This window comes from Thalassotalea fonticola, from assembly GCF_032911225.1.
GTDB lineage: Bacteria > Pseudomonadota > Gammaproteobacteria > Enterobacterales > Alteromonadaceae > Thalassotalea_A > Thalassotalea_A fonticola.
On record NZ_CP136600.1, the window covers coordinates 3,669,320 to 3,682,543 of the forward strand.

The following is a 13,224-nucleotide window of genomic DNA, read 5'->3' on the forward strand; positions in this document are numbered from 1 at the left end:
AAGTAAAGGCGTGTAAACCAATTAAAACGGGATTACACACCTCTATGAGTGTTGCTAGCTACTCGTTTTCAAGAATAAGTAAGTGCCCCAGGCATTACTACGGTTATTCCAGTTAAACTTTCTTTCAGTTGCGCCGTTACTTCCGCATGACTGGGTAAAGTAACTGTTATGAATGTCTTCAATTAAATTATTAAATTCTGCTTTTTCAGCCGTATCGTTGCTAAAGTGATAGCCCATCGCTAAGGTTAAAACAGCTTCAGCGTTATGTGCATCCGAAGACTGACCGTTACTATTCTGCGTCGAAATCAATGCTTGGTCATCCGCGGTAGAAGAGCCTGAATATAAGACGATAGGCTTATAACCGTTAGTTTCTACAGAGCAGCTACTGTTCCACTCATCACCATTAGGTAAATCAGACAAGCCGCTGCCAAATTTATCGATATAACCGCTCGATGTGTTAAAGCCCCATTTCAGTGCGCCTCTGGCCATACCTAACAACATCTGTTTGATTTTATCTGAAGGCGCTATTTGATATTGATGCCATAGGGCATCGACAATATTCTCACTCATCCATGGCGAGAAACGTCTATCGTCGGCAATAACACCCGGATAGCTCTGACCTTCATGACGTGCCCATGAATGACGGAATGTACCATCAACAGCAAAGCCATCCGGCGGAGTTTGTTGCATATCATAGAGCACATCAATACGCTGGTTTATATCCGTTAATATCGACTCGGCGTGTTCTGGTAACAGTTCGTAAGCGATAACTTTCGCCAATAAGGTAATACCGGCACTTCGTTCCGTGAAACTACCGTCGGCTTCGTAATTATCATAATTATCCCCTTGGTAGTGCGTTTCATCGGCCAAATCTGCCATTTTCTTCAGAAAAACTTTATCACTAAATACGTTGTCGATACCGGTTAATGCCGTATGAAGTTTGATCGGCTCTAGGTATAGGTATTTAGTATCGCAAGCTTTGCTCGAACCATTGATATTTAAACCGCCGGCACAATCTGGGTATGATGCTTGCCCCTGGGTGACTAAATTGCTTTGCCAATAATGATATGACTGTATTGCCTCAACATAACAGTCAGTTTGACCGTTTCTCATACACATTTTATAAAGCGCTGTTGGACGGTCAAATAACCAGTCGGATAAAGAAGAGCTGTCAAAATTAAGGTCTTTGGCCCAACTAAACTGCGCTGTTGTATAGGTTTTATGATTATCACTGGCTTCTGGTTTAAACGGCTCGATCAGTTGCGAGTCGGCAAGGTATTGAGGTTTATGGATAGCAACGATTTTCGGAATGTCGACGCCGGCTTTACCCGAAACTGTACTGGCGGTTAAGGATTGTGACAACGACTGTTCGCTAAGATCTTGGGCTGTATCACGCTCTTCGCTGATATCCCAACTGTAAGTTTGTTCTTCACCGCTATTCATATCGGCGTAAAACTGTACTTTAACCGCACGTATTGTATTGTCAGGAGCGGTTTTAAAGTGCCATTGCAGGGTTGGTTTCACAAAAATGTTTACTTCCTGACCTGACTCGTCAAATATTTTAACCATATCGGTGCTGGCTAGTGCGCCAGGAGCAAATGGAATGCCCATCGTAACCAGAGTATTACCCGAAGAATCTATCGAACTTAAAGTGAAGTGTTCAGGATCTGTAGGCACAGGGTCCACAGGGTCCACAGGGTCTGTTGGGTCTACTGGATCAGTTGGGTCTACTGGGTCAGTTGGGTCAACTGGATCAGTTGGGTCTACAGGGTCAGTTGGGTCTACTGGGTCAGTTGGGTCTACTGGGTCAGTTGGGTCTACAGGATCAGTTGGGTCAACTGGATCAGTTGGGTCTACTGGCTTTGAAGCGGTGGTGAAAACCGAACTGGTTTCGGTGATTTCCCTTGCAGATGTTTCTTCGGAGCCAATGGTAAGTGTATACTTACTTGAGTAATCTAAATCTTCTGACGGGGTAAAAATAAGCTGGTCATCAGAGATGACACTGCTACCGGCGACTTCCCCTTGTGAATTTTCCAATATGACCGTTGATTGCACCCCTGGTGATTCGATTGATTCTGAGAATGTCACTTCGATATTTGGGCTTATAGTGATTTCATCAGCATTAGCTGCTGGGGTATGACTATCAACAGTGATCGGGGTATTTGGATCTACAGGGGCATCGGATTCATTATCACCACCTCCACCTCCACATGCAGTTAAAGTAATCAACACAAGTGCCTGCACCAGCAATGAACACTTTCTTTTGTGATAATTGAATTGAATTTTATTGTTTAACATTCTAATTTACCGTAATGATGTTTTTGTTTTCAAAAGCTGAGTTACCTTAACTACTCCCTTCAGGTACTCTTTGTATGGCCTTTAATGAATTTACTTCCATTGCAATTGATGGCCAATCAATCCGAGCAATTAATTAAATTAGAAACAAGAACTCCACTTGTTTATATTGCTCATTTTTAATTCGATCCACTAGCCGTTTCCACTACTGCTTTTCCCTTCGTCCTATATTTAAAACACCTTCAATCGCGATTTGTTCAGGCACAGTAATCCCGTGCAAAAGTGATTGATTTAAATCTCATGGATTATGATGTACTTCAAATAATGGCGCGTGTTACAGGCGGGGCTGCTGCTTACTATTATTGAACCGATTAAATTTCCTACAAAGATTAACAGGATTGTTTGTATCAATTTGTAACGATTTGTACAAAACTTAAGCGGAATTGGACTTAAAAAGCAGCAAAAATAAATTTCTTATATGAATCAGTAAGTAAAAATACAAGTTTAGAAAAATTTTTTTTTGCATTTAAACAATATAATGACGTTTGTCGCTATTGTGGGCATAGTTCCACAATTTTATTTCAAGTCCGATAATTAGTAATGTCATCATTTCGCTTAAAAATAAAGGCGTGTAAACCAATTAAAACAGGATTACACACCTCTATGAGTGTTGCTAGCTACTCGTTTTCAAGAATAAGTAAGTGCCCCAGGCATTACTACGGTTATTCCAGTTAAACTTTCTTTCAGTTGCGCCGTTACTTCCACATGACTGGGTAAAGTAACTGTTATGAATGTCTTCAATTAAATTATTAAATTCTGCTTTTTCAGCCGTATCGTTGCTAAAGTGATAGCCCATCGCTAAGGTTAAAACAGCTTCAGCGTTATGTGCATCCGAAGACTGACCGTTACTATTCTGCGTCGAAATCAATGCTTGGTCATCCGCGGTAGAAGAGCCTGAATATAAGACGATAGGCTTATAACCGTTAGTTTCTACAGAGCAGCTACTGTTCCACTCATCACCATTAGGTAAATCAGACAAGCCGCTGCCAAATTTATCGATATAACCGCTCGATGTGTTAAAGCCCCATTTCAGTGCGCCTCTGGCCATACCTAACAACATCTGTTTGATTTTATCTGAAGGCGCTATTTGATATTGATGCCATAGGGCATCGACAATATTCTCACTCATCCATGGCGAGAAACGTCTATCGTCGGCAATAACACCCGGATAGCTCTGACCTTCATGACGTGCCCATGAATGACGGAATGTATCATCAACAGCAAAGCCATCCGGCGGAGTTTGTTGCATATCATAGAGCACATCAATACGCTGGTTTATATCCGTTAATATCGACTCGGCGTGTTCTGGTAACAGTTCGTAAGCGATAACTTTCGCCAATAAGGTAATACCGGCACTTCGTTCCGTGAAACTACCGTCGGCTTCGTAATTATCATAATTATCCCCTTGGTAGTGCGTTTCATCGGCCAAATCTGCCATTTTCTTCAGAAAAACTTTATCACTGAATACGTTGTCGATACCGGTTAATGCCGTATGAAGCTTGATCGGCTCTAAGTAAAGGTATTTAGTATCGCAAGCTTTGCTCGAACCATTGATATTTAAACCGCCGGCACAATCTGGGTATGATGCTTGCCCCTGGGTGACTAAATTGCTTTGCCAATAATGATATGACTGTATTGCTTCCACATAACAGTCAGTTTGACCCGTTCTCATGCACATTTTATAAAGTGCTGTTGGACGGTCAAATAACCAGTCGGATAAAGAAGAGCTGTCAAAATTAAGGTCTTTGGCCCAACTAAACTGCGCTGTTGTATAGGTTTTATGATTATCACTGGCTTCTGGTTTAAACGGCTCGATCAGTTGCGAGTCGGCAAGGTATTGAGGTTTATGGATAGCAACGATTTTCGGAATGTCGACGCCGGCTTTACCCGAAACTGTACTGGCGGTTAAGGATTGTGACAACGACTGCTCGCTAAGATCTTGGGCTGTATCACGCTCTTCGCTGATATCCCAACTGTAAGTTTGTTCTTCACCGCTATCCATATCGACGTAAAACTGTACTTTAACCGCACGTATTGTATTGTCAGGAGCGGTTTTAAAGTGCCATTGCAGGGTTGGTTTCACAAAAATGTTTACTTCCTGACCTGACTCGTCAAATATTTTAACCATATCGGTGTTCGCTAGTGCTCCAGGAGCAAATGGAATGCCCATAGTAACCAGAGTATTACCTGATGAATTGATCGAGCTCAAGGTGAAGTGTTCAGGCTCTACTGGATCTACCGGCTTTGAAGCGGTGGTGAAAACCGAACTGGATTCGGTGATTTCCCTTGCTGATGTTTCTTCAGAGCCTATAGTAATAGTGTACTTGCTTGAATAATCTAAATATTCTGACGGGGTAAAGGTAAGTTTTTCATCAGAAATGATACTGCTACCGGGGATGGCCCCTTGTGAATTTTCCAATACAACGGTTGTTTGCATCCCAGGTAATTCGATTGATTCTGAGAATAGTACTTCGATGTTTGGAGTTATATCGATATTATCAGCATTAGCTGCCGGAGTGAGGCTGTCAACAGTGATCGGGGTATCTGGATCTACAGGGACATCGGATTCATTATCACCACCTCCACCTCCACATGCAGTTAAAGTAATTAACACAAGTGCCTGCAACTGCAATGAACACTTTTTTTTATAATAATTGAATTGAATTTTATTGTTTAACACTTTGATTCACCGTAATGATTTTTTAATTTTCAAAAGCTGAGTTACCTTAACTATTCCTTTCAGGTACCCTTTGTATGACCTTTAATTAATTGCTTTCCATTACAACTGATGGCCAATTTATCCGGGCAATAAGTAAAATTAGGAGCAAGAACGCCTTTCACCAAAATTGCTCATTTTTAATCCGCCCGTTTAGCTGTTGCCGCTGCTGCTGTTGTTTCCCTCCTATATTCAAAGCATTACAAATCGAGTTTTGTCCAGGCGCAACAATGCCAGGCAAAATTGAGCAATTTAAATCTCATGGATTATGACGTACTTCAAATAATGACGAGTGTTACAGGAAGTTCTGTTCTTACTATTATTGAACCGTTTAAGTTTCCAACAGATGTTAACAGCATCGCTTGCGCCAATCCGTAACGAATTGTAGGAAGAATGTACAGAAAGCGACTCAAAAAACAGCAGCTGATATTTTCTTATATGAATCAGTAAGTAAAAAATATGCAGAAAAAATAAAGGCGTGCAATCCGATGAACAACAGGATTTGCACGCCTCTATAGATATTGTAAGTAACTAGTGGTTAGTGATTAGCTAGCATCTTTAATGAATAAGTAAGTGCCCCAGGCATTACTACGGTTATTCCAGTTAAACTTTCTTTTAGTTGCGCCGTTACTGCCGCATGATTGGGTAAAGTAACTGTTATGAATGTCTTGAATTAAATTATTAAATTCTGCTTTTTCAGCCGCATCGTTGCTAAAGTGATAGCCCATCGCTAAGATTAATACGGTTTCAGCATTATGTGCATCCGAAGACTGACCGTTACTATTTTGCGTCGAAATCAATGCTTGATCATCCGCGGTAGAAGAGCCTGAATATAAGGCAATAGGCTTATAACCATTAGTTTCTACAGAGCAGCTACTGTTCCACTCATCACCATTAGGTAAATTAGATAAGCTGTTGCCAAATTTATCGATATAACCGCTCGATGCGTTAAAGCCCCATTTCAGCGTACCTCTGGCCATACCTAACAACATCTTTTGGATTTTATCTGAAGGCGCTATTTGATATTGATGCCATAGAGCATCGACAATATTTTCACTCATCCATGGCGAGAAGCGTCTATCGTCGGCAATAACACCTGGATAAGAAGTATATTCATGACGCGCCCATGAATGACGGAATGTATCATCAACGGCAAAGCCATCCGGTGGTGTTTGCTGCATATCATAAAGCACATCAATACGCTGGTTTATATTACTTAATATTGACGCTGCATGCTCTGGAAGCAGTTCGTAAGCGATCACTTTCGCCAATAAGCCAATACCGGCGCCTCGTTCGGTGAAACTATCGTCGGCATCGTAATCATCAGAATGATTGCCCTGATAGTAAGTTTCGTCAGCCAAATCTGCCATTTTCTTCAGAAATACTCTATCGCTGAATATTTTGTCGATACCAGTAAGTGCGGTATGAAGTTTAACCGGTTCTAGGTATAGGTATTTGACATCACACGCTTTGCTCGAACCGTTGATGGTTAAACCGCCGGCACAATCCGGGTATGATGCTTGCCCTTGAGTGATTAAATTGTCTTTCCAATAATGATATGACTGGATTGCTTCCACATAACAGTCAGATTGACCGTTTCTCATACACATTTTATACAGCGCTGTTGGACGGTCAAATAACCAGTCGGATTGGCTAGAACTTCCAAAGTTAAGATTTTTCGCCCAACTAAATTGTGCCGTAGTATAGGTTTTGTGCTTATCATTAACTTCTGGTTTAAACGGCTCGATAAGCTGCGAGTCTGCTAGGTACTGAGGTTCATGGATAGCAACGATTTTAAGAATGTCGACACCGTCTTTACCTGATGCGGTACTGGCGGTTAAGGATTCTGACAGCGACTTCTCGCTAAGATCTTGACTGGTATTACGCTGTTCACTGATATCGAAACTGTAGGTTTGTTCGTCACCGCTATTCATGTCGGCGTAAAACTGTACTTTAACCGCACGTATTGTATTTTCAGGAGCAGCTTTAAAGTGCCATTGCAGGGTTGGCTTCACAAAAATGTCTACTTCTTGGCCTGACTCGTCAAATACTCTCAGCATATCTGTGTCCGCGAACACGCCAGGAGCAAAAGGAATGCCCATGGTAACCAGAGTATTACCCGATGATTTTATTGAGGTTAAAGTGAAATTTTTAGGAGCTGAAGGTGCAGGGTCCACTGGATCTACTGGGTCAACTGGATCAACCGGATCAACCGGGTCAACTGGATCAACCGGTGCAGCAACGGTGATGAAATCAAAACTGGTTGCTCTAATTTCTCTTGCAGATTCGGCAGCAGAGCTGATAGCAACTTCGTATTCACTGTTATTTTCTAAATCAGCTGAGGGGGTAAAGGTAAGCGTTGCACCAGAGATAACCGTGCTGCCAGCAACTGCGCCTTGTGCATTTGTCACAGCGATAATTGCTTGAACCTCAGACGATTCAATGGACTCTGAAAAGTTCACTTCTATGCTTGGATTGATTGCCACACCTGTAGCGTCATGTCGTGGAGTATGGCTGCTAACTGTGACTGGCTCAACAGGATCAACCGGATCAACGGGATCAACCGGATCTACTGGATCAACCGGATCAACGGGATCAACCGGATCTACTGGAACTTCCGGAGCTGCTGCTGTGGTGAAGGCCCAGCTGGTTTGAGTTATGGTCTTTTTAGATGATGATGCAGACCCAACGGTAACTGAGTATACGCTCTCAGGATCTAGATCTGCTGCTGGGGTAAAGGTAAGTCGAGCATCCGTGATGCTAGTCGTTCCGCTGACGGTCCCCTGTGAATTTGATACTTTTATCGTTGCCTTAACTGAGCCGGACTCGATTGATTTTGAAAAATTCACTTTAACGTTGGTGTCTATTGCAACATTATCAGCGTTAGCAGCAGGTGTATGGCTAGTAACTGTGATAGGTTGTTGACCTTTTGGTGACCCTTTTGCTGCTGATGCTGTCACAGAATATGACACTAATGAAGCTATCAGCGAGGCAGTTATTATTTTTGTCGAACTGCTTTTTATTTTTATTAAAATATTATTTAAGAACACTTCAATGTTCCTCCAACTTTTAATTGATATATGAAAACTAATAAGGCGGTTTTAAAAATTTGTTGTTCTTAAACCGCCAAATAGATAATAATCAAAGCTACGGCTTACCTTCGAAAAGTGAGGTAAATTTAGCCAATAAAAACTTGATTAGCATCTGGCGAAAAACACTTAAAAGCATTAGTTCAGCACAAAGCCTTAAAATAACTATTTAAGCATTAACTGCATTGTAAAAATGAAGGGATTTAATGAATTCGATAGTGTGTTGAAGCACCTTAATAATTAAGGTAAGTCGGGGAAAGTGCACAATAAAGTGCATCGTCAGTAATGACGACTTATGTAAAAACACTGTTCCTGTCGTAAAAAACGACAAACGTTATTTTTACCAAGCTTTAGTAAGTAAAAACCAAGCAGTTGGTCATACAAAACATTTCAGACTCCACTATTAGGTGAAATCTACACACATGCTAACGCATTAAATTGTCTATTATTATTTTTATGTTAATCAAAGGTTAACATGCAATAAATTCCTGACAGTTCTGAAAGCTAGGAAAAGTATCGTAGTCTATTTTTTAAAAATAAATTAAGTATTTGTACCATTCATTTCAAAATCGAATACGGTTTCTTTAGCTAAGTTACAAAACCCCTTAAAAGCTCAATTTTATTGGTTTAACTCCAAAAAAACCGACCTAAAAGTTGTTTATTCTTCTTATATCCTGATAAGAAAGGTATGATAAAACTGGTGGAGAGGTCAACAGTGGAGGTTGATTTTTAGTCAGTTGTTAACTCTGCTGTTTTAACTTACGAACCACTAAAGTTAATAAATGTTTAATTTAAAACGAGTTAATTTTATACAATTGAAAAAAAAATAATTGCATATTTTTTGTAATCAAAATGTACAGTTAACATATTTTTTACAGAGAATTATATAAAACAAGCCATTTGACCTATATAATCACCCGACTGCTTAAAAGCTATACTTTACTTTATTTGTGATAAAACAGCGCAAAGCAACTAAATTAACAACTGCATTGAATACATTCTAATTTGCTATGATCAGTGCACCGTTCCAATTTCCGATGACAAAAAAAATAAGCTGCGATGAGTAGGTATAGGTTGAAGGCATTTTGACTTAGGTAGGTCACGACAAAGAACGACCGCATATCGAGACAAAAAAAGTGAGACTTTGTCCTATCAGGCAGCCTTTTTGCCGACAATAATTTCTGGATAGTTTGAAAATTTATAGATACAACCAAGCATATCAAACTACCCTTGATTGAGGTAATTCCATAAAAGCTGTTCTTCCACGTTTAAAAATGCAACAAGAGCCGCGTGATCATCACTATACGCTTTCACGTCGATCCTCTTTATTACTACAGGGTTAGTTCGTATTTCTTGTAGTCGGCAAGTCTTGTCAAAATCAATATCGACTAAAAGAAGTTGCGCACCGTTAAAGCACCAATTGTTCTCATTATAATCAAGGTTAACAATACCATGCTTTAAAGACCAATCTAGAAGTTGAGAAAAAAAATCAATTATGCAATCGCGTGTATTGATTTTATCAACGCTTATTTGCGGTCCGGCATCGTCAACAATCATGGCGCACCCTCCTAAGTATTCACACTTAGGAGCCAAACCTTCATCAGCAAGTTGATTCATCATCAGACAACTCTGCTCCGTTCTATATGCGTTTTTATTATCACATTTGTGATAAAACTCCTGCCGAGTTATTTTAAGTAATCTGCTGCTACCAAAAATCTTGAAAACATAAAAATATTTACCCTCAGCATAATACTTTACTTTACAACTCTGGTTATTCCTTAATACTAGTTTGTGCCATACGGGAGTATTCTTTAAAAAGTACCTATGGAGTTTCCACAGTAAAACATTGGAATTAGGGGAAATTTCCGAAAATAACCACTGAGTGGGAATCGGGGTTGAAATTAGTGATAAGACTTTTTGCAAAAGTAAACTTCCTATTCAACGTAAGGATATAATTATTGTTTAAATTTACCTTTGTACATTCTTGTAAAAATAGAATTACTGCAAAGGTTATAGAAAGCATAGTTTCCATTTTGAATCCAAGCAAGTTTGCAATCATTTATAGGGAATTGACTCAAATAGAAGGTATCCCTAGCATTCGTTTGATTAAGCAAAAATATATTATTGACTCATAAAAATGTAACCAGTTATGGGGCATATTTATGTTTCTAAAAGATACTAGAGGTTACCTATAACTGCATTAATGTGTGGAATTAGGCTATTCGACCTGTTTATGACTGTAGTCAATATTCATTTGTTGACTGATTTGAATACTGGACTCGGTAGGTAATAACTGTGAAATTGTAACCAACTCAATATTACGCTTTGCCAGAGTTGGGATCATTCTCTTTAAGACTTTCACTGTCGTGGGATGTGGGTGAGCGATGGCAATTACCGCGCCATTTCTCTTACTACTCGAAATTAATTTTTTAAATTGTTGTTCAATGTATTGCTCATCAATTTTATTATCCAAGAAGATATGCCGATGTAAACTTGGTACACCTACATGTTGCGCAATATATTCTGCCTGGGAATATTTACTGGTTCTTGAGTCTAAGAAAAATAAATCATTATCTTTTAAAAACTGCATAGTCCAAGACATAGGAGCAGATTTTTGCGTAAGTAAACTACCCATATGATTATTGATACCAATTACATGAGGGATATCAGCAATAGAAGCCGCTAATGTTTTCTTAACGTTGGCTTCGTCCATGGTGCTTGTTAAGGCGCCCGGGCCTAGCAATAAATTGTTGATTGATTCCATTGGTACATGCAACAAAATTTCACGTTGTTGCTGGTTGCCTTGTTCAGCTAATTCACGACCAAACGGGGTATGTGGCAGAACTGAAAAAGTAACTTGTTTGGGGAGTTGCAAGGCAGTTTTGTCGGTTGCTCTATAGCCGATGTCATCAATAACAATGGCTATTTTATCTTTGCTTTGTGCATTGGCACCTACAGCAAATAGATTAAAGGATACAAAAATAATTAAAGAGAAAAATATACGCACTGAAAAATTCTTATTTTTATAAAATGCATTGGTCTAAAGCCATGCTTGTAAATGTCAGAATAGCAATATTAAATCCTAAAATCGAGTGGTAAACGTTTTTTTTAAATTTAATTAACCTTTAGTTTTCAATAAGTTTACCAGGCCTTTAAATATGCGGGTTACAGCTTGATATTGTTCAGTTACAGCTTGATTACAGTTATCAATGGGGGTACTGTTTATACTGAAAAAAGGTCAATTGAAAAATAATTCAATAATAAATAAGTACGGGTTACTATTTATTGAACATATTTATATGTGGTTTAGGAGTCTTAAATGAAGTCAGTTAGTTATGCAAATATTTGGCAACGTATGATGGCCAATGTGATTGATGGTTTGATAATTTTGCTCTTTATATTACTCATTTCAAGTTTGGCTTATGTGCACATTTCTTTTGCTTTCTTTGCGATAATTTTTAGTCATTTTGCTTATTGGTATTATGGCTATTATTTTAATGGTAAGTACGGCGCTACTTTTGGTAAACATTTTTTAGGTTTAATGATTGTCGATAAAAATTTACACCGCTTTGACTTTAATACTTCCTTTAAGCGCAGTTCAGTAGATCTTGGTTTTGCAGTATTTGGCGCTGCTTTTGCTTTAACGGCATTATTTACGATGGACTTCAGTCATTATGCCAATATGGGCTTTCATGCTCGAGAGGCGTATTTAGCTAGTTTTAATCCTGCTATTTCAGCCCTGTGGGCACAATTATTTGGGTATTGGCTAATGAGCGAATTTGTGGTGATGATGTTTACTAAACGTAATCAGGCAGCGCAAGACTTGTTAGCGGGTACCGTCGTTATAGTAAAAGCGCCCAGCAAAGAACTTGCCAGCTCAAACTAATTAACCGTAGGTCTGAATTTATTCGGACGTTATCCTCGAAGAGTTACTTACACCAGAGTTTTGGGTTTACTGGTTTACCTTTATGGCGAATCTCAAAATACAGGCCAGACTGACTTTGACCACCACTTTGACCAACCAAAGCAATAGGCTCACCAATTTCAACCCGATCTCCTACGCCTTTTAACAGTGTTTGGTTATGTCCATACAAGCTCATGTACCCTTCACCATGATCAATCACTATGACTAAGCCATAACCTTTGAGCCAATCAGCAAATAATACAGTGCCATTGTGAATGGTTTTAATACTTTTACCTACGCCAGCATTTAATAACACACCTTTCCAGCGTAAGTAGCCTTGCTTTTTTGTACCAAAGCTATGTGCTATACGACCTTGTACCGGCCATTTCAGTTTTTTCTTAAGCTTGCTTAGGCCTTTCAGTTCTTTCTCTTTTTGTAGCTGAGCTTGAATTCTGGCTAAGGTTTGAATTAAAGATTTTTCTTCACCTTCAAGTTTATTAAGACGTTGTTTGCTAGACAATATTTGTGAATTTAAGCTTTTCAACGTTTGCTTACGTTCTTGCTGCTTTGTCTCAATCGCCTGCTTTTGTTGTTTTTGCTCGGCAACTAATATTTGCAGCTGCTCTGCTTGTTGCTGCTGTTGTTGTTCAATTTTACTTAGCTCAATCAATACTTGTTCAAAATTTTCGATGCTGGTCATCCGAGCATCATTCAAGTATTGGTAATAGGTGAGGGTACGCTGAACTTTACTAGGACCTTGCTGATTAAGTAATAGTTTTAAATAATCGTGATGGCCGGCAGAATAAGCACTGCGAATTTGTTCCGCCAGTACATCTTCTTGCTGTTTCTTTTTAGTTGCTAATATTCGCTGTTGTTGATTTAGCTTATTTATCTTTTCTTTAGTTTGTTTTTGTTTTACTTGCGTTTCATTCATCTTTGCCGCAGTTTTGGCTATGGCTAAGTCATCTTTTTTGAGTTGCTGTTGAATGCGTTGTTGTTGTTCATTGGTAAGTTGAATTGCGGCTTTTTGTTGTTTTATTTTTTGTTTAACCGAAGATAAATCTTTTTTAGTCTCATCATTTTGCGCATGGGCAGTACCTTGATTCAAGCACAAAAAACATAACACACACAATGAAAAAAGCTTAATTGCTTTATTCATT

General features: G+C 39.2%; 7 protein-coding genes. 1 reads left to right on the plus strand and 6 read right to left on the minus strand.

Annotated elements, in window-relative coordinates; all coding sequences use genetic code 11:
- Nucleotides 1-54 precede the first annotated feature (54 nt).
- From RI844_RS14900 to RI844_RS14920, 5 genes are all read right to left on the minus strand, one after another.
- On the minus strand, nucleotides 55-2,298 hold the full coding sequence (locus RI844_RS14900) for an Ig-like domain-containing protein (protein ID WP_348395459.1): 2,244 nt from the start codon (nucleotides 2,296-2,298) through the stop codon (nucleotides 55-57).
- 670 nt (nucleotides 2,299-2,968) lie between these two features.
- Complete coding sequence (locus tag RI844_RS14905; protein ID WP_348395460.1) at nucleotides 2,969-4,969, minus strand: Ig-like domain-containing protein; 2,001 nt, start codon at nucleotides 4,967-4,969, stop codon at nucleotides 2,969-2,971.
- Nucleotides 4,970-5,616: 647 nt separating this feature from the next.
- Nucleotides 5,617-8,031, minus strand: a complete 2,415-nt coding sequence (locus tag RI844_RS14910) for an Ig-like domain-containing protein (RefSeq protein WP_348395461.1) — start codon at nucleotides 8,029-8,031, stop codon at nucleotides 5,617-5,619.
- A 1,353-nt stretch (nucleotides 8,032-9,384) separates the two neighbouring features.
- The gene (locus tag RI844_RS14915) at nucleotides 9,385-9,780 is read right to left on the minus strand and encodes a hypothetical protein (protein ID WP_348395462.1); all 396 of its coding nucleotides are present in this window, start codon (nucleotides 9,778-9,780) and stop codon (nucleotides 9,385-9,387) included.
- A 598-nt stretch (nucleotides 9,781-10,378) separates the two neighbouring features.
- A complete protein-coding gene (locus tag RI844_RS14920) occupies nucleotides 10,379-11,167 on the minus strand; it encodes a divergent polysaccharide deacetylase family protein (protein ID WP_348395463.1) in 789 nt (262 codons plus the stop codon).
- 312 nt (nucleotides 11,168-11,479) lie between these two features.
- Here RI844_RS14920 and RI844_RS14925 point away from each other — a divergent pair, with 312 nt between their 5' ends.
- Nucleotides 11,480-12,046 (plus strand): RDD family protein, encoded by a 567-nt coding sequence (locus RI844_RS14925; RefSeq protein ID WP_348395464.1) that lies wholly within the window; start codon nucleotides 11,480-11,482, stop codon nucleotides 12,044-12,046.
- 43 nt (nucleotides 12,047-12,089) lie between these two features.
- Here the strand turns inward: RI844_RS14925 and RI844_RS14930 are convergent, their stop codons facing one another.
- Nucleotides 12,090-13,223: a murein hydrolase activator EnvC family protein gene (locus RI844_RS14930; RefSeq protein WP_348395465.1), complete on the minus strand. Its 1,134-nt coding sequence runs from the start codon at nucleotides 13,221-13,223 to the stop codon at nucleotides 12,090-12,092.
- Between the last annotated feature and the right edge of the window lies 1 nt (nucleotide 13,224).

Bases quoted from the DNA above. Each gene is read 5' to 3' on its own strand.
- RI844_RS14900 (WP_348395459.1), bottom strand. From the start codon at position 2,298: ATGTTAAACAATAAAATTCAATTCAATTATCACAAAAGAAAGTGTTCA.
- RI844_RS14925 (WP_348395464.1), top strand. From the start codon at position 11,480: ATGAAGTCAGTTAGTTATGCAAATATTTGGCAACGTATGATGGCCAAT.
- RI844_RS14930 (WP_348395465.1), bottom strand. From the start codon at position 13,223: ATGAATAAAGCAATTAAGCTTTTTTCATTGTGTGTGTTATGTTTTTTG.
- RI844_RS14915 (WP_348395462.1), bottom strand. From the start codon at position 9,780: ATGATGAATCAACTTGCTGATGAAGGTTTGGCTCCTAAGTGTGAATAC.